Annotated in this window: 19 protein-coding genes; 10 read left to right on the plus strand and 9 right to left on the minus strand. The window is 72.9% G+C overall.

What is annotated here, in order from left to right; genetic code table 11:
- The first annotated feature begins 9 nt into the window (after positions 1-9).
- The 3 genes from ABZ370_RS28545 to ABZ370_RS28555 are packed head-to-tail and all read left to right on the plus strand — an operon-like array spanning position 10 to position 3,730.
- Complete coding sequence (locus tag ABZ370_RS28545) at positions 10-597, plus strand: 2Fe-2S iron-sulfur cluster-binding protein (protein ID WP_358626230.1); 588 nt, start codon at positions 10-12, stop codon at positions 595-597.
- On the plus strand, positions 594-1,595 hold the full coding sequence (locus ABZ370_RS28550; protein ID WP_358626232.1) for a xanthine dehydrogenase family protein subunit M: 1,002 nt from the start codon (positions 594-596) through the stop codon (positions 1,593-1,595). Before ABZ370_RS28545 ends, ABZ370_RS28550 begins: the two co-directional genes overlap by 4 nt.
- A complete protein-coding gene (locus ABZ370_RS28555; protein WP_358626234.1) occupies positions 1,592-3,730 on the plus strand; it encodes a xanthine dehydrogenase family protein molybdopterin-binding subunit in 2,139 nt (712 codons plus the stop codon). The genes ABZ370_RS28550 and ABZ370_RS28555 overlap by 4 nt, the downstream gene beginning before the upstream one ends.
- Positions 3,731-3,775: 45 nt before the next feature.
- Here the strand turns inward: ABZ370_RS28555 and ABZ370_RS28560 are convergent, their stop codons facing one another.
- Positions 3,776-4,975 carry a glycosyltransferase gene (locus ABZ370_RS28560; RefSeq protein ID WP_358626235.1) on the minus strand — a complete coding sequence of 400 codons (1,200 nt, stop codon included), beginning with the start codon at positions 4,973-4,975 and terminating at the stop codon, positions 3,776-3,778.
- Positions 4,976-5,299: 324 nt separating this feature from the next.
- Here ABZ370_RS28560 and ABZ370_RS28565 point away from each other — a divergent pair, with 324 nt between their 5' ends.
- Entirely contained in the window at positions 5,300-7,210 is a 1,911-nt protein-coding gene (locus ABZ370_RS28565) for a glycosyltransferase family 2 protein (protein WP_358626237.1), read from the plus strand.
- A 17-nt stretch (positions 7,211-7,227) separates the two neighbouring features.
- On the opposite strand, the gene ABZ370_RS28570 is transcribed toward ABZ370_RS28565, so the two are convergent.
- From ABZ370_RS28570 to ABZ370_RS28585, 4 genes are all read right to left on the minus strand, one after another.
- On the minus strand, positions 7,228-8,241 hold the full coding sequence (locus ABZ370_RS28570) for a glycoside hydrolase family 6 protein (protein WP_358626238.1): 1,014 nt from the start codon (positions 8,239-8,241) through the stop codon (positions 7,228-7,230).
- A 110-nt stretch (positions 8,242-8,351) separates the two neighbouring features.
- Entirely contained in the window at positions 8,352-8,960 is a 609-nt protein-coding gene (locus ABZ370_RS28575) for a cytochrome b/b6 domain-containing protein (RefSeq protein WP_358626429.1), read from the minus strand.
- A gap of 82 nt (positions 8,961-9,042) precedes the next feature.
- Positions 9,043-9,777 carry a molybdopterin-dependent oxidoreductase gene (locus ABZ370_RS28580; protein WP_358626239.1) on the minus strand — a complete coding sequence of 245 codons (735 nt, stop codon included), beginning with the start codon at positions 9,775-9,777 and terminating at the stop codon, positions 9,043-9,045.
- 131 nt (positions 9,778-9,908) lie between these two features.
- The gene (locus tag ABZ370_RS28585; protein WP_358626241.1) at positions 9,909-11,564 is read right to left on the minus strand and encodes an FAD-binding dehydrogenase; all 1,656 of its coding nucleotides are present in this window, start codon (positions 11,562-11,564) and stop codon (positions 9,909-9,911) included.
- 213 nt (positions 11,565-11,777) lie between these two features.
- On the opposite strand from ABZ370_RS28585, the gene ABZ370_RS28590 reads away from it, so the two are divergent.
- From ABZ370_RS28590 to ABZ370_RS28605, 4 genes are read left to right on the plus strand one after another with little or no spacing between them, the layout of a single operon-like run.
- Positions 11,778-12,581: a hypothetical protein gene (locus ABZ370_RS28590; protein WP_358626242.1), complete on the plus strand. Its 804-nt coding sequence runs from the start codon at positions 11,778-11,780 to the stop codon at positions 12,579-12,581.
- Positions 12,582-12,609: 28 nt separating this feature from the next.
- The gene (locus ABZ370_RS28595) at positions 12,610-13,146 is read left to right on the plus strand and encodes an NUDIX domain-containing protein (protein ID WP_358626244.1); all 537 of its coding nucleotides are present in this window, start codon (positions 12,610-12,612) and stop codon (positions 13,144-13,146) included.
- Between the two features lie 23 nt (positions 13,147-13,169).
- On the plus strand, positions 13,170-13,550 hold the full coding sequence (locus ABZ370_RS28600; protein WP_358626431.1) for a DUF202 domain-containing protein: 381 nt from the start codon (positions 13,170-13,172) through the stop codon (positions 13,548-13,550).
- On the plus strand, positions 13,538-13,858 hold the full coding sequence (locus ABZ370_RS28605) for a DUF202 domain-containing protein (RefSeq protein WP_358626246.1): 321 nt from the start codon (positions 13,538-13,540) through the stop codon (positions 13,856-13,858). The genes ABZ370_RS28600 and ABZ370_RS28605 overlap by 13 nt, the downstream gene beginning before the upstream one ends.
- A 22-nt stretch (positions 13,859-13,880) precedes the next feature.
- Here ABZ370_RS28605 and ABZ370_RS28610 read toward each other — a convergent pair whose 3' ends face one another.
- Complete coding sequence (locus ABZ370_RS28610) at positions 13,881-14,810, minus strand: NADP-dependent oxidoreductase (protein WP_358626248.1); 930 nt, start codon at positions 14,808-14,810, stop codon at positions 13,881-13,883.
- Positions 14,811-15,011: 201 nt separating this feature from the next.
- Here ABZ370_RS28610 and ABZ370_RS28615 point away from each other — a divergent pair, with 201 nt between their 5' ends.
- Complete coding sequence (locus ABZ370_RS28615; protein ID WP_358626250.1) at positions 15,012-16,037, plus strand: phosphotransferase family protein; 1,026 nt, start codon at positions 15,012-15,014, stop codon at positions 16,035-16,037.
- A gap of 8 nt (positions 16,038-16,045) precedes the next feature.
- Positions 16,046-17,260: an acyl-CoA dehydrogenase family protein gene (locus ABZ370_RS28620; RefSeq protein WP_358626252.1), complete on the plus strand. Its 1,215-nt coding sequence runs from the start codon at positions 16,046-16,048 to the stop codon at positions 17,258-17,260.
- 63 nt (positions 17,261-17,323) lie between these two features.
- On the opposite strand, the gene ABZ370_RS28625 is transcribed toward ABZ370_RS28620, so the two are convergent.
- Genes ABZ370_RS28625 through ABZ370_RS28635 form a run of 3 tightly spaced genes read right to left on the minus strand, consistent with a single transcriptional unit; the run spans position 17,324 to position 20,360 of the window.
- Entirely contained in the window at positions 17,324-17,917 is a 594-nt protein-coding gene (locus ABZ370_RS28625) for a TetR/AcrR family transcriptional regulator (protein WP_358626254.1), read from the minus strand.
- A gap of 26 nt (positions 17,918-17,943) precedes the next feature.
- Entirely contained in the window at positions 17,944-19,587 is a 1,644-nt protein-coding gene (locus tag ABZ370_RS28630) for an AMP-binding protein (protein ID WP_358626255.1), read from the minus strand.
- A complete protein-coding gene (locus tag ABZ370_RS28635) occupies positions 19,584-20,360 on the minus strand; it encodes an SDR family oxidoreductase (protein ID WP_358626257.1) in 777 nt (258 codons plus the stop codon). Before ABZ370_RS28635 ends, ABZ370_RS28630 begins: the two co-directional genes overlap by 4 nt.
- Positions 20,361-20,492: the final 132 nt, after the last annotated feature.

Genomic DNA, 20,492 nt, shown 5'->3' on the forward strand with positions numbered 1-20,492 from the left:
ATGTGAAGCATGGACGTGGAGATCACGCTCCGGGTGGACGGTACGGAGCACCGGCTCACCGTCGACACCCGTACGACGCTGCTGGACGCCCTCCGTGAGCGGCTGGGGAACACCAGCCCCAAGAAGGGCTGTGACCATGGCCAGTGCGGGGCCTGCACGATCCTCCTCGACGGCCGCCGCGCGCTGGCCTGTCTGGCGCTGGCGGTGGCCCACCAGGGCGCCGACATCGTCACGGCCGCCGGTCTCGTGAACGGGGACGGCGGCGGCAACGGCGGCGGTGGCGACGGGGAGGCCGACGGGCTGCATCCGCTGCAGCGCTCGTTCATCGCCCATGACGCCTTCCAGTGCGGCTACTGCACCCCCGGCCAGATCTGCTCGGCGGTGGGCATGCTGCGCGAGGCGGCGGCGGGCTGGCCGAGCGCCGTGGCCAAGGACCCGAACGCCGCCGATGTGGTGCTGGACGACGAGGAGATCGCCGAGCGCATGAGCGGCAACCTTTGCCGCTGCGCCGCGTACGCCAACATCATCCCGGCCATCGCCGATGTCGCACACCGGGACGAGGTGGCGGCGCACCGGGACGAGGTGGAGCGCCGATGAAACCCTTCCGCTACGAGCATGCCGACACCGTGTCGGCGGCCGTGACCGCGCTGGCCGAGCAGCCGGAGGCGGCGTATCTGGCCGGTGGCACGAACCTGGTGGACCTGATGCGGCTGGAGGTGGCGACTCCGGAGGTGCTGATCGACGTCCGGCGGCTCACCTCGGACCGGATCGAGGAGCTGCCGGACGGGGCCCTGCGCATCGGCGCGGCCGTCCCCAACAGCGACCTGGCCGCCGACCGGCGGGTCCGGCGGCGCTATCCGGTGCTCTCGCAGGCCGTGTTGTCGGGCGCGTCGGGCCAGTTGCGCAACCTCGCCACCACCGGCGGGAACCTGTTGCAGCGCACCCGCTGCCCGTACTTCCAGAACCTGACCACCCCGTGCAACAAGCGCGAGCCGGGGTCGGGGTGTTCGGCGCTGGAGGGCTATCAGCGCGAGATGGCGATCCTCGGCACCTCACCGTCCTGTGTGGCCACCCACCCCTCCGACATGGCGGTCGCGCTGGCGGCGCTCGACGCGATGGTCTGTGTCCAGGGCGCCGGGAGTCCGGACGGTGAGCGGCGCATCCCGCTGACCGAGCTGCACCGGCTGCCCGGCGGCTCACCCGAGCAGGACACGGTGCTGCGGCGCGGGGAGCTGATCACGGCCGTGGAGCTGCCGCCGCCCGACTTCACCGCCACCTCCCGCTACCGCAAGGTGCGCGACCGCGCCTCGTACGCGTTCGCGCTGGTGTCGGTCGCCGCCGCGCTGGACATCGCGGACGGCGGGACCGTACGCGACGTACGCATCGCGCTGGGCGGCGTGGCGCACAAGCCGTGGCGGGCGTGGAAGGCCGAGGAGACGCTGCGCGGCACGCCCGCGACGTGGGACAGCTTCCGGGACGCCGCCGCGGCCGAACTGACCCAGGCGGACCCGCTGCCGGGTAACGCCTTCAAGGTGGCGCTCGCCCGCAACACCGTCGTCGCCACGCTGCTCGATCTGCTGGAGGTGGCGCGATGAGCGAGGTCCGCGAGGTCAGGGAGCGGCCGCGGGCGGTCGGCGCGCCGCTGCGCCGGATCGACGGCGCGCTGAAGGTCACCGGCACCGCCACCTACGCCTTCGAGTGGCCGGTCGAGCACCCCGCCTATCTCCATCCGCTGCAGGCCACCGTCGCCACCGGGCGGATCACCGGGGTGGACACGGCCGCCGCCGAGGCCGAGCCGGGGGTGCTGGCCGTACTCACCCATCTCACCGCGCCGCGGCTGACCATCCCCGATGATCCGGAGCTGGCGGTGCTGCAGTCGGACGAGGTGGCCTGGCGCGGGCAGTTCACCGGCGCGGTGGTCGCGGAGACCTTGGAGACGGCCCGGTACGCGGCGGGCCTGGTGCGGTTCAGCTACGCGCAGCGCCCGCCCGACGTGGCGCTGCGCGAGGACCGCGACGACCTCTACAAGCCGGTGGACGCGGCCCAGTTCGGCCAGGGCGGTGGCGAACTCCAGGACGGCTCCCCCGCCGACAGCGTCCTCGGCGATCCCGACGCGGCGCTGGCCGCCGCGCACACCACGCTGGACGCCAGGTACACCACGCCGATGAACCACAACAATCCGATGGAGCCGCACACCGCCGTGGTCAGCTGGAGCGACGGCCAGCTGCTGGTGTACTGCTCCACGCAGGGCGCCACGATGAGCCGCGATCTGATCGCCGCCACCCTGGGGCTGGAACCGGGCCGGGTGCGGGTGGTGTCCCCGCACGTCGGCGGCGGTTTCGGGTCGAAGGTGTATCCGCACACGTACGCGGTGCTCGCCGCGATGGCGTCGCGGACCGTGCGCCGACCGGTGAAGTTCGCGCTCACCCGTCAGCAGATGTTCGCGCTGGTGGGCTTCCGCCCGGCGTCGATCCAGCGCCTCCGGCTCGGCGCCGACGCCGACGGTCGGCTGACCGCCGTCACCCATGACGTGGTCGAGCAGACCGCCCGGGCCAAGGGGTACGCCGACCAGACCGCCGTCTGCACCCGGCTGATGTACACCGCCCCCCACCGGCGCACCACCCACCGGCTGGCGCCGCTGGACATCCCGGTGCCGACGATCATGCGGGCGCCGGGCGAGGCGCAGGGCATGTTCGCGCTGGAGTCGGCGATGGACGAGATGGCGATCGCGTGCGGCATGGACCCGGTGGAGTTCCGCATCCGCAACGAGCCGGACGTCCATCCCGAGTCGGGGCTGCCGTTCTCCAGCCGCCATCTGGTGGCCTGTCTGCGCGAGGGCGCCCGCCGGGCCGGATGGGAGCGGCGCGATCCGACGCCCCGGGCGCGCCGCAGGGGGCGCTGGCTGATCGGGACCGGAGTGGCCGCCTCCACGTACCCCTCGCCGCGCCTCCCGGGGAACGCGGCGACGGTCCGTCTCGCGCCGGACGGGCACTGCACGGTGCTCATCGCCGCCGCCGACCTGGGCACCGGCACCTGGACGGCGCTCACCCAGATCGCCGCCGACGCCCTCGGGGTGCCGGTGGAGCGGGTGGAGCTGCGCATCGGGGACACCACCCTGCCGAACGCCTCCCCCGCCGGTTTCTCCTCCGGCATCAACAGCTGGGGTTCGTCGATCGCGGAGGCCGCCCGCCAGATGCGGACGCTCCTGGAGACCGGGCACGGCGGAGAAGTACCGCCGGACGGTCTGGAGGTCACCGCCGACATGCCCGGGAACCCCGACGCCGAGCGGTTCGCGATGGACAGCTTCGGCGCGCAGTTCGCCGAGGTCCGGGTGGACGCGGACACCGGGGAGATCCGGGTGCCGAGGCTGCTGGGGATGTTCGACGTGGGCCGGGTCATCAACCCCAGAACCGCCCGCTCGCAGCTGCTGGGCGGCATGACGCAGGGCATGTCGATGGCGCTGTACGAACACAGCGTGCTGGACCCGCGCTTCGGGCATGTGGTCAACCAGGACTTCGCCCAGTACCACATCGCCGCCAACACCGATGTGCACGCGGTCGAGGCGCACTGGGTGGACGAGACGGACCCGCACACCAACGTGATGGGTGCCAAGGGCCTCGGCGAGGTGTGCATCGTGGGCACGGCCGCGGCCATCGCCAACGCCGTGCACCACGCGACCGGTGTACGGGTACGCGACCTGCCGATCACCCTCGACAAGCTGCTGCCCTGACCTGGCCCCTCCCGCCGGGCCGTCCGGCCGTACGGAGACGCCGGCTCATCCCGTGGGCGCGCCGCGCTCTCCGCCGCGTACCGAGCGCATTCCCGCCGCGGGGCCCCGCAGGCAGCCGTCCGGGCCGCAGGTGGTGGTGCGGTCGTAGAGGTCCATGAGGCGGCGGACGCCGCGGGCGATGTCGTACCGCTCGACCGCGTCCGGGACCGGGTAGCGCCGGGGGCCCTCGGCCAGTTGGCGGCGGAGCGCGTCGGCGAGGGGAGCCGCGCCGGGGGCGATGCGGCGGGCGGCGGGGGCGGCGTCGGAGGGGAGTTCGTCGAGGGCCGGACAGACGGTGTGCAGTACGGGCAGGCCGGACGCGAGGGCCTCCAGCGCCGCGAGCCCGAACGCCTCCTCGGCGGACGGCGACACCAGGACGTCCATGGCGGCCAGCAGCCCCGGCAGCCCGGCAGGCCGGTCGTCGGCCGAGGCCACGGCCCCGTCCCGCTCCCCCAGCAGCCGGATGCGGTCGGCCGCCCCGAGCCGGGCGGCCAGGTCCTCCAGGGCAGGGCGCTCGGGACCCTCGCCGACCAGCAGCAGCCGGGCCCCGGGGACGTTGGCGACGGCTCGTACCGCGGTGTCGAACCGCTTCGCGGCCACCAGGCGGCCGACCGCGCCGACGACGAAGGCGTGGTCGGGGATGGCCAGGCGGGCGCGGGCGGCGGTGCGGGCGGCGGGGGTGAAGGCGAAGTGGCGCGCGTCGATGCCGTTGGGCACCAGGTGGATGCGGTGGTTGGGCACGCCCCAGTCGCGCAGCCGGTCGGCGACGGCGGCCGAGACGGCGACGGTCGCCGAGCCCAGCCGTTCGGCGGCCAGATAGCGGGCGCGGACGGCGGGGCTCAGGGGGCGGCCGTCGACGCTGCGCCCGCCCAGGGCGTGTTCGGTGGCGATCACGGCCCGTACGCCCGCCAGCCGGGCGGCGATCCGGCCGTAGACACAGGCCCGGTAGAGGTGGGTGTGGACCAGGTCGTAGCCGCCGGAGCGGATGGTGCGCACCAGGGCGGGCAGCCCCCGCAGCTCGCCCGCGCGGCCGTCCAGGGGCAGATGCGTGACCGGGGTGCCGTCGGCGCGGATGCCGTGGGCGGTTCTGCCCGGTGCGGCGAGGACGACCACGTCGCAGCGCACCGGCACATGGCGCAGCAGCAGCCGCAGTTGCTGCTCGGCGCCGCCCGCGCCGAGGCGGGAGATGATGTGCAGGACTCTCATCGGGCGACCCCGCCCCATCCTCCGTTGTTCCGCCGTGGTTTCGCGTGGTTTCCGCTTTTCACGCGAGCTCCGACCTTGCCAGAGGGCGGGATGTAAATCACGTAAGACGCGCACTGATGGGCCGTCAGGGTGGCTTCTTCGTGGCCTGCCACCAGGGGCGCGCCGAAAATCCGATGTGCGCAATACCGGCACATCCGATTGTTACCTTCTCATCTCGCGCGATGACATGACGAATGTGGTCCGTCCGGGTCATCGCGGCGCGATGTCCGGTTCCAGTCAGCCGGTTTTCGAATGAGCCGTTCCAGACAGCCCGCGGGAGTGCCCATGTCTGCACAGACCCCCGTCAGAGATTCGAGAAAAGCACGAGATGCGCGCCGGCGCGCCGCCCCCGCCGCCGCGCGCACCGCCGGGCACGCCGCCGCACCCCCGCATGCGCGCCCCGCCCCGGAGGCGGTGCACCCCCGCCCGGCCTCGGTGTACGAGTACAAGCGGTACAGCGAGCTGGCGGGCCCGCTGACGGAGCCGCCCGCCGGCCGCCCGTACCGGGTGCGCAGCCGCAGCCTGCTGGCGCAGGAGCCGCACCGGGTCCGGGCGGCGCTGCTGCTGTGCGGGGCGCCGGTGTGCTCGGCGCTGCTGCTGTTCTGGCTGCTGCGGCCGGACCACTGGGCGACGCGCACCCATATGACGGCGTGGCAGACCGCGGCGGATGTGGCGATGCTGGTCTCGATCGCGCTGATCGAGACGTTCCGGCTGGTCACGGTCGTCTCCAACGCGCACGCGACGCTGATGGCCCGGGACCCGGTGCCGGTGACCGCCGAGCACGGCACCCGGGTGGCGTTCCTGACCAGTTTCGTGCCCGGCAAGGAGCCGATCGCGATGGTCCGGGCCACCCTGGAGGGCGCGGTGCGCATCCGGCACCAGGGGACGATGGACGTCTGGCTGCTGGACGAGGGGGACGACGCGGAGGTCAAGGATCTGTGCGCGCGGCTCGGCGTACGGCACTTCTCGCGCAAGGGAATCGAGAAGTGGAACCAGCCGAAGGGCGCTTTCCGGGCGAGGACCAAGCACGGGAATTACAACGCCTGGCTGGACGCGCACGGCGACGATTACGCGTTCATGGCGTGCGTGGACACCGACCATGTGCCGCTGCCCAACTTCCTGGAGCGCATGCTGGGTTACTTCCGCGATCCGGATGTCTCCTTCGTGGTGGGGCCGCAGGTGTACGGGAACTACGACTGCCCCGTCACCAAGGCCGCCGAAAGCCAGCAGTTCCTGTTCCACGCGCTCATCCAGCGGGCCGGGAACGCGTACGGATGCCCGATGTTCGTGGGCACCAACAACGCGGTGCGGATCAGCGCGCTGCGCTCCATCGGCGGGCTGTACGACTCGATCACCGAGGACATGGCCACCGGCTTCGAGCTGCACCGCCACCGCAACCCGGCCACCGGGAAGAAGTGGCGCTCGGTCTACACCCCGGACGTGCTCGCGGTCGGCGAGGGCCCCAGCTCCTGGACGGACTTCTTCACCCAGCAGATGCGGTGGAGCCGGGGCACCTACGAGACGGTGCTCAAGCAGTTCTGGAAGGCCCCGTTCACGCTGTCCCCGGGGAAGCTGCTCAACTACACGCTGCTGATCACGTACTACCCGATGACCGCGATCAACTGGGTGCTCTCCGCGCTGTCCTGCACGCTGTTCCTGATGCTGGGCGCGGCCGGGCTGCACATCCCGGCCGAGCTGTGGATGATGCTCTACAGCGACGCCGCCATGCTGCAGATCGGGCTGTACATCTGGAACCGCCGCCACAATGTCTCCCCGCATGAGCCCGAGGGATCGGGCGGACTCGCCGGAATGGCGCTCTCCGCCCTGTCCGCGCCGATCTACGTCAAGTCGCTGTTCGACGCGGCGCTGCGGCGCAAGAGCCGGTTCGTGGTCACGCCCAAGGGCGACTCGTCCAGTCCGGACCGGCTCTCCACGTTCCGCATCCATCTGCTGTGGGGCGGGCTCTTCGGCACCGCGCTCACGGCCTCGTTCTTCCTGGGGCATACGCATGCGGCGATGCGGGCGTGGGCCGTCCTCGCGCTCGCGCTGTGTCTGGCGCCGGTGGCCGTCTGGTACGGCGAGGTGGTGCGGGACCGGCGCCGCCCGGTGGCGGCGCCGGCCGTACCGACCGCGCGGGCGGACAGCCCCGGTCCCTGCGCTCCGGCGAAGGACCCGGACGCGGTGTGCGCCCTGTAAGAGCGAACCGCAGTGCCTCAGTGGTGGCCCGGGCCGTGTCCGTGACGGCGGCCCGGGCCGTCGGCGTTCCGGGCCAGGCCGAGCGCGTACTCGGGCCACCAGCGGCCCGCCAGGGGCCCGCCGTTGCACGTCCCGTCGGATTCGCCGGGGCGCTTGATCCACAGATACGCGTCCACCAGCGGATCGCCGGTGTGGGTGCTCGGCGGCTCGCCCAGCGCCCGCCCCGGCGGGTTGCACCAGGCCTCCCACGCCCGGACCCGGTGCCGGGCCGCGCTCCGGCGCCGCAGCGGGCCGTTGCCGTTGCGGCTGGTGTCGATGACGAAGTGCGCCCCGCCGACCGCCCTGGACAGCCGGTGGCCGTACCGCTTGGTGCGGCCGGTGCGCTGGAAGTTGGCGACGTTCAGGGCGAAACCGTCCGCCTGCTCGATGCCGCTCTTGAGCAGCGGCACCATCATCCGGGCGGGGTTCTTGATCCAGCCCGCGTGCCCGGCGTCGAGATACACCCGTACGCGGGGCAGCGCGGCGAACGCGGCGACCGCGTCGCGCAGCATCGCCAGCCGGGGGCCGACCACGCGGCGGGGCACGCAGCGGTCGACGACCTGCGCCACCGCGTCGGGCTCCAGCACGACCATCGCCTTCCGGTCACCGATGCCGAGCGCGACCTGCTCGATCCACCTCCGGTAGGCCGCGCCGTTCGCCGCGCCGCCCGCCGAGTGTCCGCCGCAGTCCCGGTGCGGGATGTTGTAGGCGACCAGCACCGGGGTGGTGCCGGTCCGGGCCGCGGATTCGGTGATGAAGCGCACCCGTTCGCGAGGGGGCTGCGGGCCGAGCCATTCGGCGACCGGCTGCCGTGCGATCCGGTTGATCAGGGCGGCGTCCCTGCCCTTGTTCTCGTGCTCGTTGCCGTTCTTCCCTTCCTCCTCCCGCTCACGGACATGGCGGGCGGCCGGACCGTCCGGGTTCACCCAGAGCCCGCCCCGCGGCGGCGGGGAGCCGGACAGCTGGCATCCGCTCAGCGGAAGCATCGTCATGGCACATGCGGCGACGGCCACCCATCTCCGCATAACAGACTTTTTTGGATTTTTCTCGCACATGCGACGCATCATGGCACCGGGTGCCGTCGGTTCAGTGGACGCCGCGTTCAGTCGTGGTGCTTGTCGTCCTCCTCCGGACGCCACAGCGGATGCTCGCGGGCCGCCCACCGAGGGTCGACCCGCCCAGTGCGCATCCCGCGCCGCGCCTCCGGGTCGGCGATCGCCTTCCCGATGTGCCCGATCACCACGATGCCGACGGCCAGCGCCAGCCAGTCGTGGACGAACGTGGCGCTGGTGCGCCACATCAGCGGGGCCAGCCCGGTGAACCACATCAGCGAACCGGTGGCCGCCATCACCAGCACCGCGCCCGCGGTCCAGGCGGCGTACACCTTCTGGCCCGCGTTGAACTTGCCCGCCGGACGCTCGGTACGGCTGTGGTCGCGGCGCAGCGCGGCCCGCAGCCAGCGGCGGTCATGCGGGCCGAAGCGGTTGAGGCGGCCCAGATCGGCCCGGAAGGCGCGGGAGACGAGACCGAGGAGGGCCGGGACGGGCGTGAGGATGCCGGTCCACTCGTGGACGGTGACCACGAGCACGCGGCGGCCCACGAGTTCGGCCAGGGCGGGTACGTACAGACAGGCCGCGCTCACCACGCACGCGCCCAGCAGGGCGGCGGTCGTACGGTGAATCCAGCGCTCGGCGGGGGTGAAGCGGCGCACCCGGCGCGCGGTGGCGGCCGGGGCGGCGCCGGCCTCGGCGGGCAGCGGGGGCCCGGGCCGCTGGGGCTCGGACAGTGGGGACTCAGACAGTGGGGGCATCGTCGCGTCCGTTCGACTTGCCGACCCAGGCGTCCACGTCGTATCCGCGGTCCTCCCAGTAGCCGGGGCGCACCTCGTCGGTGACGGTGATGCCGGAGAGCCACTTCGCCGACTTGTAGAAGTACATCGGCGCGACATAGAGCCGGACCGGGCCGCCATGCGCATGCCCCAGCGGCTTGTCCTGCATCCGCAGCGCCACCATGACGTCCGGGCGGCGCGCCTGGGCGAGGGTGAGGCTCTCGGAGTACGCGCCGTCGAAGCAGGTGAACCGGACGGCCCTGGCGCGCGGGCTCACCCCGGCGGCGTCCAGCAGCGTCGACAGCCGCACCCCCTCGAACGGTGTCTTCGGCACCCGCCACCCGGTGACGCACTGGACGTCCCGGACGAGCCGGGCCTGCGGGAGCGCGCGCAGCTCGGCGAGCCGGTAGTCGGCGGGCTTGTCGACGAGGCCGCGCACGGTGAGGCGGTAGCTCGTGGCGTCCTTGTGCGGAACGGAGGAGGTCACCGAGTAGTACCGGAACCCGCCGCCGTTGGGCAGCAGCCCGGTGAATCCGGTGGGGTCCTTGTCGGACAGCGCGCCGAGCGTGTTCTCCAGCCCGCGCTGCGCCCAGGGGGCGACGGCCATTCCGGCGGCGCCGAGGCCGAGCATGCCGAGGAGGATGCGGCGGCCGACGGGGGTGCCGCGCTCGTCGTCGCCGTCGCCGGGAATTGCGTCCATGCCCTGATGAGACCACCGGGCGGGGTGGCGCGCCATCGTCTGTGGCTTTTCGTCAGACTTCCGTCAGATCCGAACGCCCGGAACGCTACGACACCGCCCCGTACACCGCCTCCGTTACGGCACTGCCTCCGTTACGACACCGCCCGGGCCGCCGCGCGCCCCGCCGTCCGTCCCGAGAAGAGGCAGCCGCCCAGAAACGTGCCCTCCAGCGAGCGGTAGCCGTGCACGCCGCCGCCGCCGAAGCCCGCCGCCTCGCCCGCCGCGTAGACGCCCGGCAGCGGCTCCCCGCCCTCGGTCAGCACCCGTGACGAGAGGTCCGTCTCCAGCCCGCCCAGGGTCTTGCGGGTGAGGATGTTGAGCCGCACGGCGATCAGCGGACCCGCCTTGGGGTCGAGGATGCGGTGCGGGGCGGCGGTGCGGATGAGCCGGTCGGCGACGTACTTACGCGTCCCGCGCAGGGCGGTGACCTGGAGGTCCTTGGTGTAGGGGTTGGCGATCTCGCGGTCCCGGGCCACGATCTCGCGGCGCAGCTCGGCCTCGTCGATGAGCGGGTCCTTGGTCAGTTCGTTCATCCGCCGCACGAGGGCGGGCAGCGTGCGTTCCACGATGAAGTCCGCGCCGTGGTCCATGAACGCCTGGACCGGCCCCGGCGCCCCGGCCCGCCCGCGCCCGAGCACATCGCGGACGCTCTTGCCCGTGAGGTCCGGGTTCTGCTCGGAGCCGGAGAGCGCGAACTCCTTCTCGATGATCTTCCGGGTGAGGACGAACCAGGTGTAGTCGTATCCGGTCCGCATGATGTGTTCGAGGGTGCCGAGGGTGTCGAAGCCGGGGAAGAGCGGGACCGGGAGCCGCTTCCCCCGGGCGTCGAACCAGAGCGAGGAGGGGCCGGGCAGGATGCGGATGCCGTGCCGGGGCCAGATCGGGTTCCAGTTCTCGATGCCCTCGGTGTAGTGCCACATCCGGTCGCGGTTGATGAGGCGGCCACCGGCGGCCTCCGTGACGCCGAGCATCTTGCCGTCCACATGCGCGGGGACGCCGGAGATCATCCGCTCGGGCGGGGAGCCCAGCCGCTCGGGCCAGTTGGCGCGTACGAGGTCGTGGTTGCCGCCGATGCCGCCGGAGGTGATGATCACGGCCTGGGCGCGCAGTTCGAAGGAACCGGTCACCTCGCGGCTGCTGGCCGTGCCCCGCTCGGCGCGGCTCGGCTCCAGCACCTCGCCGGTGACGGTGTCGACGGCGCCCGCGCTCCGCGAGAGCCCGGTGACCCGGTGCCGGAAGCGCAGGTCGACCAGGCCGCGGGCGGCCGCGGCGCGCACCCGGCGCTCGAAGGGGGCGACGACGCCGGGGCCGGTGCCCCAGGTGATGTGGAAGCGGGGTACGGAGTTGCCGTGCCCGGTCGCGTCGTAGCCGCCGCGCTCGGCCCAGCCGACCAGGGGGAACAGCCGCAGCCCCTGGGCGTGCAGCCAGGACCGCTTCTCGCCCGCCGCGAAGTCCACGTATGCCTCGGCCCAGCGGCGCGGCCAGTGGTCCTCCTCGCGGTCAAAACCGGCCGTGCCCAGCCAGTCCTGCCAGGCGAGGTCGCGGCTGTCGCGGACGCGCAGCCGCCGCTGTTCGGGCGAGTCGACGAGGAAGAGGCCGCCGAAGGACCAGTGGGCCTGGCCGCCGAGCGACTGCTCGGGCTCCTGGTCGAGCAGGATGACCTTGCGGCCCGCGTCGGCCAGTTCGGCGGTGGCCGCGAGGCCCGCCAGGCCCGCCCCGACCACGATCACATCCGCGTCGTACGCCATCGTTGGTGGTATCCCGTCCTCGTCAGCCGGTCGACGGTGTCGTCGGGTGCGATCCTGCCTACCGGTCAGTACGGCGTCAACCGGTCCGGGAGCGGGGTGAGAGCGCTTTCCGGTCACGGTCATCTCCAGGCTATAGCTCACTTGTGCAGCAAAAGGGAACATTTCCTCCGCACTATTGGACACGCTTCGGCCAAACCGGCATCATCAACGACCATGGCTGACCGCTCCGTTGAGCAACCCGGGCCGCCGTACCAGGCGGACAAGCGCATCGTGAATCCGACACTTGTCACCCCCGGCCCTCAGCCCATCGAGGCCGGTGACGCGGTCATCCCGCACATCCTCCAGGGCGAGGTCATCGGCCCCCGGCACGCCCGTACCCGCCGCCGGGGCGTCGACCCGCGGCGCAAGGCGGCCGCCGGGGCGATCCTGCTGTCCGCCACCGGCGCGGCCACCGCGCTCTTCATGCTCATGGGCAAGGACGCACGCCAGGCGGAGGCCGCCCCGGGACACGACTCCTCGTCGGCCGTCCCCGACGAGCCCGAGCCGAAGGCCGCCGCGTTCGCCGAGTCGGCCGTCGGCGACAAGCCGATGCGCGGTTCGCGCACCTCCGAGCCCGCGGCCCCGGCGCCTGCCGCGAAGCCCACCACACAGGCCCCGGCCGCCCCCGCCGCCGGGTCCGGCACCCCGTCGTCCGGTCAGCACTCCGAGCCGTCCCGGTCCTGGCCGTCCCGGGCCGCGCAGTGGCAGGAGCGGGCCGAGGCCTGGAAGCGGTGGGCCGAGCAGGCCCGGCAGCAGCAGGCCGAACAGCAGGCGCAACAGCCCGCTAACGGCCAGGGCGGGGCGCCCGGCCAGGGCCAGGGCCAGGGCCAGGGGCGCTGGGGGAACGGACAGGGCAACGGCGGCGGCAACGGCTCCCCGGGCGGCGGCTCCGGCCCGTACGGCCAGGGCTCCGGATCATCCGGCCCGTACGGCGGCGGCGGGCAGGGCGGGCACCACGGCGGCGGCCCCTCGCGCTGACCGCGGCACCATCTGCTTGTATGGCCGTATGCCTGATCAGGAACCGCTTTCCGCCGACGAACTGCTGGACATCGTGGACGAGCAGGACCGGGTGATCAGCCAGGCCCGCCGCGGTGACGCGACCGCCCACCGGCTGCGCCACCGCTGTGCGTTCATCCTCGTACGCGACGCGGAGGGCCGCGTCTTCGTCCATCGCCGCACCGACCGGAAGCTGGTCTTCCCCTCGCTCTACGACATGTTCGTCGGCGGGGTCGTCGGGGCGGGCGAGAGCTACGACGAGGCGGCGCTGCGGGAGGCGGAGGAGGAGTTGGGCGTCCAGGGGCTGCCCGCGCCCGCACCGCTGTTCTCCTTCCTCTACGAAACCCCTGAGCACACCTGGTGGAGCCGGGTCTACGAGGTCCGCTGCGACCTGCCGGTCGCACCGCAGGAGGACGAGATCGCCTGGCACGCCTTCCTCACCGAGGAGGAGCTGCGGCGGCGGCTGGCCGAGTGGGAGTGGGTACCGGACGGCGCGGAGGCGTACCGGCGGCTGCTGGACTGGCGCCGGGAGAGGCCCACCCCGTGACCGGAGGCAGACTCGCGGGCGCCATGGCGAGCGTCCGGCTGTGGTTCGCGCCCGAGCGGCTCCGCGAGGAGGGCGACACCCCCGACTACCGCTTCTCGCTCGCCAACGAACGCACCTTCCTGGCCTGGCTGCGCACGGCGATGGCCCTGGTGGGCGGCGGTTTCGCGGTCGACCAGTTCCTGCCGGACACCGGCCGCCCGCTCCGGCTGGCCCTCGCGCTCACCCTGCTCGCGGGCGGCGCGGTGTGCGCGCTGCGCGCCATCAGCCACTGGATACGCTGCGAGCGGGCCATGCGGCGCGGCGAGGATCTGCCGGTGTCGCGCTTCCCGGTGCTGCTGGGCCTGGCCGTCGGGGTGGTCGCGCTGCTGATGGTGATCGTCGTCGCCGTGGGGTGGGGCGGGTGACCGAGCCGGTGCGGGACCCCGGGCTCCAGCCGGAGCGGACCCGGCTGGCGTGGCGGCGTACGACGCTGGCGTGCGCCGTGGCCGCCTCGCTCGCCGGGCGGCAGACCCTGCACGCGGGCCTCGGCCCGCTCCCGGTGCTCGCCCTGTCGCTGGTCGTCCTGTCCGGGCTCGCCTTCCTGGCCGTGGCCCACCGCCGCATCCGCCACCTCCACACCCCGCGCCCGCCCCTGCTGACCCCACGGACAGCGGTGGCCGCGGTGGGCTGCGTGATGGGCGCGGCGGCGTGCGGCGCCGCGATGCTGCGCTAGCCGCCTTCTTTGGGGGCTCGGCTCACTCGCCGACCGTGATGACGATCTTGCCCCGGGTGTGGCCCTCCGCGCTGCGCTGCTGCGCCTCCGCGGTCCGCTCCAGCGGGTACGTCGCCGACACCTCGACGCCCAGCGCGCCGCGTTCGGCGAGGTCGGTCAGGTCCTGGAGGTCGTCGGGGTCGGGGCGGACGAAGACGTAGTGGCCGCCGAGGCCGAGGACCGCGGGGTCCGCGATGGAGGCCAGCCGCCCGTCGGGCGCGAGCACCTCCGCGGAGGCGGTGAGGGCGTCGCCGCCGACCAGGTCGAACGCGGCCCGCACCCCGTCGGGGGCGAGCGCCCGCACCCGCTCGGTCAGCCCCTCCCCGTACACGGTCGGCTCGGCGCCCAGCGTCCGCAGATAGTCGTGGTTGTGCTCACCGGCGGTCCCGATGACGCGGGCGCCCAGGTGCCGGGCCAGCTGCACCGCCATCGAGCCGACGCCCCCGGCGGCCGCGTGCACCAGCACCGTGTCGCCCTCGCCGACCCGCAGCGCGCCGACCAGCGTCTGGTAGGCCGTCAGCCCCGCCAGCGGGATGCCCGCGGCCTGCTCGAAGGTGAGGTTGCGCGGCTTGCGGGCGAGCGTGCGCAGGGGCGCGGCCACGTACTCGGCGCAGGTGCCGCGGGACAGGAAGTCCTCGCGCACGTACCCGATCACCTCGTCCCCCTCCTGGAACCCGGTCACCGCCGGTCCGGCCCGCTCCACCACCCCGGCGACGTCCCAGCCCGGGATGACCGGGAAGACGGCGTCCAGGACGGGGTCGAGATATCCGGCCTGCGCCTTCCAGTCGACGGGGTTCACGGCGGCGGCCCTGACCCGGACCAGCACCGAGTCGGGCCCGACCTTGGGGTCCCGCACCTCGCCGAATTCGAGGACCTCGGGACCGCCGTAGCGGTGGTAGCTGATGGCCTTCATGGTGGCAGCTCCTTGCGGTTCCTGATGTCGTTCCCCAGCGCTCTCCCCCGTTCCCCCTACGACGCTCCTGCTCGGTAACCGCCACCGCAAATCCAGGTCCGGGGGCGGTCGGACACTGGACGGCATACCGACTGGTCGGCATCATGAGGTGGACATGGAGCGTACCGTCCGCCGCCCGCTTCCCAGGGAAGAAGAGATTCGATGAACGTAGGCAATCCGCCAGGACTCGACCTGACGCGGCTCCGCGCCCATCTCGACCGGGAGCGGCCCGGGCTGGTGGGCGGGGCGCTGGGTGCGGAGCTGATCGAGGGCGGGCGGTCGAATCTCACCTACTCCGTCACCGACGGCACCTCCCGCTGGGTGGTCCGCCGACCGCCGCTGGGGCATGTGCTGGCCACCGCCCATGACATGCGGCGCGAGCACCGGGTGATCAGCGCGCTGCACCCGACCAGCGTGCCGGTGCCGGAGCCGGTGCTGCTGTGCGAGGACGAGGAGGTGGCCGGGGCACCGTTCTACGTCATGGAGTTCGTGGACGGCACTCCGTACCGTACGGCCGAGCAGCTGGCCGTCATCGGGCCGGAGCGCACCCGGGGCGTGGTGCTGTCGCTGGTGGACACGCTCGTCGCGCTGCACTCCGTCGACCCCGCCGAGGTCGGGCTCGGCGACTTCGGACGGCCGGAGGGCTTCCTGGAGCGGCAGCTGCGGCGCTGGGGCAAGCAGCTGGAGGCCTCGCGCAACCGTGAGCTGCCCGGCATCGACGAGCTGCACGCCCGGCTCGCCAAGGCGCTGCCCGCCTCCCCCGCGCCCACCGTGGTGCACGGTGACTACCGCCTGGACAACGTCCTCGTGGGCGCCGACGACCGGATCAAGGCGATCCTCGACTGGGAGATGTCCACGCTCGGCGATCCGCTGACCGACCTCGGCCTGATCGTGATGTACAGCGAGCATCCGACGCTCGACGACGACGCGCCGATCTCCTCCACCCAGGGCGCCCCCGGTCACCCCGGCACCGACGAGCTGATCCGGCGGTACGCCGAGGGCTCGGGCCGGGACGTCGGCAACATCGCCTGGTACACCGCCTTCGCCTACTTCAAGCTCGCGGTGATCCTTGAGGGCATCCACTACCGCTTCACCCTCGGACAGACCGTCGGCGCGGGCTTCGACCGCATCGGCGACATCGTCCCGCGCTTCATCCACAACGGCCTCACCACCCTCCAGGAGAGCTGAGACACCTGATGGACTTCGCATTCGACGCCCGCACCGAAGAACTCCGCGCCAAACTGCTGACGTTCATGGACGAGCACGTCCACCCGGCCGAGTCGGTGGTGGAGGAGCAGCGCGCACAGCTCGGTTCGCCCTGGGAGACCCCGGCCGCCGTGGCGGAGCTGAAGGCCGAGGCCCGTCGGCAGGGGCTGTGGAACCTGTTCCTGCCCGACGCCGAGTACGGGGCCGGGCTGACCAACCTCCAGTACGCCCCGCTCGCCGAGATCACCGGCCGCAGCCCCCAGCTCGCCCCCACCGCCCTCAACTGCGCCGCGCCGGACACCGGCAACATGGAGGTGCTCACGCAGTTCGGCAACGAGCAGCAGCGCAAGCAGTGGCTGGAGCCGCTGCTCGCGGGCGAGATCCGGTCGGCCTTCGCGATGACCGAGCCCGAGGTGGCCTCGTCCGACGCGACCAACATCGAGACCCGCATCGAGCGGGACGGCGACGAGTACGTCGTCACCGGGCGCAAGTGGTACATCTCCGGGGCGATGAACCCCGACTGCAAGATCTTCATCGTGATGGGCAAGACCGACCCGGAGGGCGCGGATGTGCGCCGCCAGCAGTCGATGGTGCTGGTGCCGCGCGATACGCCCGGGGTCGAGGTGCGGCGGGCCATGAAGGTGTACGGCTACGAGGACCACTACCACGGCGGCCACGCCGAGGTCGTCTTCCACGGCGCCCGGGTCCCGGCCGCGAACCTCATCGGCGAGGAGGGCGGCGGCTTCGCCATCGCCCAGGCCCGGCTGGGCCCCGGCCGTATCCACCACTGCATGCGGCTGATCGGCATGGCCGAGCGGGCGATCGAGCTGATGTGCCGACGGGCGGTGGCCCGGCAGGCGTTCGGCAAGGCGCTCGCCCAGCAGGGCCAGGTCCACGAGTGGATCGCGGACGCCCGGGTGGCGGTCGAACAGCTGCGGCTGCTGGTCCTCAAGACGGCCTGGATGATGGACACGGTGGGCAACCGGGAGGCGCACACCGAGATCCAGGCCATCAAGATCGCCACGCCCCGGACGGTGGTGGACATCCTGGACCGGGCGGTGCAGCTGCACGGCGCGGGCGGGGTCAGCCAGGACTTCCCGCTGGCCGAGCTGTGGGCCGCGGCCCGTACGCTGCGGCTGGCCGACGGTCCGGACGAGGTGCATCAGCGGTCGCTGGCACGGCGCGAGCTGAAGCGGTACCTGTAGGGACGGGAGCACGCCGAGGGGGCGCCCACGGTGGTGGGCGCCCCCTCGGCTTCGTCCGCCGGCTTAAGGCCGCAGTGCGCGCAGCAACAGGTCGGCCAGATGGTCGGCCACCTGCTGGGGGGCGAGGGGGCCGCCGGGGCGGTACCAGGTGCCCAGGTGGTGCACGGAGCCGAAGTGGTAGTCGACCACCAGGTCCGCCGGGGTGTCGGCGGTGAACACCCCGGTCCGCTGGCCCTCCTCGACGAGCGCGCGGAACCGCTCGTGGTAGCGGCGCCGCTCGGCCCGCACCTGCTTGTACTTCTCCGGGCTCAGATGGTGCATCGACCGGAAGAAGATCGTGGTGTCGTCGAGGTTCTCGATGGTGGTCACGACGACGTCGGCCGCCGCGCCCCGCAGCCGCTCCTCGACCGGGGCGTCCGCGTCCGCGAAGCCGTCGAGCCGCTCCTGCTGGAGGCGGAGCACCCGGCCGTAGATCTCGTGGAGCAGGTCGTCCTTGGAGCCGAAGTAGTGGTACAGGGCTCCCTTGGTGACCCCCGCCGCCTCGACGATCTCCTGGACGGACGTCCGGTCGAACCCGCGCTCCGCGAAGAGGCGGGTGGCAGCGGCCAGCAGCCGCCGCGGCACCGGCTGTCCGTCGCCGTTCGTCGTTCTGGGCATGGTCGCCACCCGCTTCTCTTCCGTTCTCATCCTCGCAGTTCTCGTCGGAGGATCTTCCCACTCGTCGTCTTCGGGAGCTCCGGCAGGATGTCGACCTCCCGCGGGTACTTGTACGCGGCGAGCCGGTCCGCGCAGTACGCGGCCAGCTCGTCCGGCGTGACCTCGGCCCCGGGCCGCAGACTCACGTACGCCTTGACCGTTTCGCCCCGGTAGGGGTGGGGCTTGCCGACGACGGCCGCCTCGCGGACGGCGGGGTGAGTGTAGAGCACGTCCTCGACCTCACGCGGCCACACCTTGAACCCGGAGGCGTTGATCATGTCCTTCTTGCGGTCGACGACATACAGCCAGCCGTCCTCGTCCATGAAGCCGATGTCCCCGGTGCGCAGTTCGCCCCCGGGCATTCCGGCCTCGGTGGCGTCGGGGCGGCGCCAGTAGCCGGGGACGACCATGGGGCCGCTCACCACGATCTCGCCGGGCTCGCCGAACGGCACGTCCTTGCCGTCGTCACCGGCGATCCGTACGACGGTGTCCGCACCGGGCACGCCGACCGCCAGGGTGCCGGACTTCGGGTCGACGGGGGCCCGCACACCGGGCGGGACGCTGGCGCAGGGGGCGGTGCACTCGGTGAGTCCGTAGCCGTTGTGCAGATACGGGCCGAGGGCCGACTCGAACCGCTCGACCAGCGCGGGCGGCAGCGGGGCGCCGCCGGAGGAGACGATCAGGAAGGACGAGAAGTGGTCGCGGGTCGCCTGCGGATGGGCCATCAGCGCCATGAAGGCGGTCGAGGGGCCGACGGTGTACGCGGGCCGGTGCTCGGCGAACGCGTCCAGGACGACCCCGGTCTCGAAGCGGTACGCCAGCGCGAGCGTCCCCGCCCCGGCGAGGCTCGCGCCCAGCTCGCAGACCATGCCGGTGATATGGAACAGCGGCGCCAGCGCGAAGATCGCCGAGCCCGGGGGCAGCTCGTGGAGGAGGTGCTGCCGGTCGGCGTTGTACGAGACGTTGCCATGGGTGTTGATGGCGCCCTTGGGGGTGCCGCTGGTGCCGGACGTATAGCTGATCAGCGCGGTGTCGCCGGGCGCGGGCTCATGGACGGCGGGCGGCCGGGCCCCGGCGCGGGCGGCCGCGACGAGGTCCTCGGTGTCCGCGGGGACCGGGACGCGCTCGTCACGCAGCACCCGCTCGTCGTCGCGGGTCTGGAAGTCGTACGCGTCGGCGGTGAGCGCGATGCGCACCGGGGTGCCCTCGGCCGTCTGCCGTATGTACCCCTCCCAGGCGGTACGGGCGCACACCAGCGCGGTGACCTCGGCGTCGGTCAGGATGTGGGTGAGTTCGCCGCCCTTGTACATGGGGTTGACGGGGACCACGGCCCCGCCCGCCTTCCACGCGCCGAGCAGCGCGATCACGAAGTGCGGGGTGTTCTGCAGCATGATCGCGAGCCGGTCGCCGGGGGCGAAGCCGCGCCCGGTGAGGTGGCCCGACAGCCCGTCCGACAGCTCGTCCAGCTCCCGGTAGGTGAGCCGCCCGTCGAAGTACGCGATCGCGGGGTGGTCCGGGGCGTCGCGCACGGACTCCCGGAAGGCGTGCAGCACGCTCGGCCGCGGGGTGATCGGCTCGCGCTGCTTCGCGCTGAGCGTGCCGAGCCACGGCTTGTCCTGGTACGACGTCATCGGGGCGGCCTCTCTTCGGTCTCTTCGAGGGTGCGCTGCACACGGTTCATGCCCCGCAGCCACCGTTCGGTGTCGGTGGCCCGGGTGGCGTAATACTCGGCCACTTCGGGGTGCGGCAGGATCAGGAACCGGTTCTCGGCGATGCCCTTCAGCACGGCGTCGGCAACCTCCTCCGGTTCGATCGCGGTGGGCACGAGCACCAGATCCCCGGCGCTTCCGGTGCTCTCCAGCATGTTGGTACGGACGCCCTGCGGACAGACGGCGTGCACCTGGATACCGCGGTGACGGTACGTGGCCGAGAGCCATTCGGCGAAGGCGAGCGCCGCGTGCTTGGAGACGCTGTACGGCGCCGCGCCGACCATGGTGAGCAGCCCGGCGGCGGAGACGGTGGAGACGAACCGGCCGCCGCCCTGCTCCAGCCAGTCGGGCAGCAGCGCGCGGGCGGCCCGGACGTGGGCCATCACGTTGACGTCCCAGGCCTCGGCCCACAGCGCCTCGTCGGCCTCGGGGCCGCCGCCATGGCCGACGCCCGCGTTGGCGCAGAAGATGTCGATGGCGCCGCCGAGCGCGTCCCGGGCCGCCGGGACCACCGCGGAGGCGTCCCCGGCGACGGCGGTGCCGCCGATCTCGGCGGCGACGGCCTCCGCCCCGGCCGCGTCGAGGTCGTTGACCACGACCCGGGCGCCCTCGGCGGCGAAGCGGCGGGCCAGTGCGGCACCGATGCCGCCTCCCGCCCCGGTGACGACAACTCGCGCTCCACGCACGGTATCCACGATTGAGACGCTCCTCGGATGCGGCGCGGCCGTCGGCCCGGATCGGCCCGGCCGCAACGGCAGACTAACCAGTCGGTATGTTGAAGGGAAGGGGGCGGGAGACTGACGGGCGGATGACGTTGCGCTGACTGC

This window comes from Streptomyces sp. NPDC005962 (assembly GCF_040629205.1).
Taxonomy (GTDB): Bacteria; Actinomycetota; Actinomycetes; order Streptomycetales; family Streptomycetaceae; genus Streptomyces.

Bases quoted from the DNA above. Each gene is read 5' to 3' on its own strand.
- ABZ370_RS28570 (WP_358626238.1), bottom strand. From the start codon at position 8,241: ATGACGATGCTTCCGCTGAGCGGATGCCAGCTGTCCGGCTCCCCGCCG.
- ABZ370_RS28610 (WP_358626248.1), bottom strand. From the start codon at position 14,810: ATGAAGGCCATCAGCTACCACCGCTACGGCGGTCCCGAGGTCCTCGAA.
- ABZ370_RS28545 (WP_358626230.1), top strand. From the start codon at position 10: ATGGACGTGGAGATCACGCTCCGGGTGGACGGTACGGAGCACCGGCTC.
- ABZ370_RS28600 (WP_358626431.1), top strand. From the start codon at position 13,170: ATGGCGAGCGTCCGGCTGTGGTTCGCGCCCGAGCGGCTCCGCGAGGAG.
- ABZ370_RS28625 (WP_358626254.1), bottom strand. From the start codon at position 17,917: ATGCCCAGAACGACGAACGGCGACGGACAGCCGGTGCCGCGGCGGCTG.
- ABZ370_RS28565 (WP_358626237.1), top strand. From the start codon at position 5,300: ATGTCTGCACAGACCCCCGTCAGAGATTCGAGAAAAGCACGAGATGCG.
- ABZ370_RS28585 (WP_358626241.1), bottom strand. From the start codon at position 11,564: ATGGCGTACGACGCGGATGTGATCGTGGTCGGGGCGGGCCTGGCGGGC.
- ABZ370_RS28615 (WP_358626250.1), top strand. From the start codon at position 15,012: ATGAACGTAGGCAATCCGCCAGGACTCGACCTGACGCGGCTCCGCGCC.
- ABZ370_RS28630 (WP_358626255.1), bottom strand. From the start codon at position 19,587: ATGACGTCGTACCAGGACAAGCCGTGGCTCGGCACGCTCAGCGCGAAG.
- ABZ370_RS28555 (WP_358626234.1), top strand. From the start codon at position 1,592: ATGAGCGAGGTCCGCGAGGTCAGGGAGCGGCCGCGGGCGGTCGGCGCG.
- ABZ370_RS28595 (WP_358626244.1), top strand. From the start codon at position 12,610: ATGCCTGATCAGGAACCGCTTTCCGCCGACGAACTGCTGGACATCGTG.
- ABZ370_RS28550 (WP_358626232.1), top strand. From the start codon at position 594: ATGAAACCCTTCCGCTACGAGCATGCCGACACCGTGTCGGCGGCCGTG.
- ABZ370_RS28560 (WP_358626235.1), bottom strand. From the start codon at position 4,975: ATGAGAGTCCTGCACATCATCTCCCGCCTCGGCGCGGGCGGCGCCGAG.
- ABZ370_RS28590 (WP_358626242.1), top strand. From the start codon at position 11,778: ATGGCTGACCGCTCCGTTGAGCAACCCGGGCCGCCGTACCAGGCGGAC.
- ABZ370_RS28580 (WP_358626239.1), bottom strand. From the start codon at position 9,777: ATGGACGCAATTCCCGGCGACGGCGACGACGAGCGCGGCACCCCCGTC.
- ABZ370_RS28620 (WP_358626252.1), top strand. From the start codon at position 16,046: ATGGACTTCGCATTCGACGCCCGCACCGAAGAACTCCGCGCCAAACTG.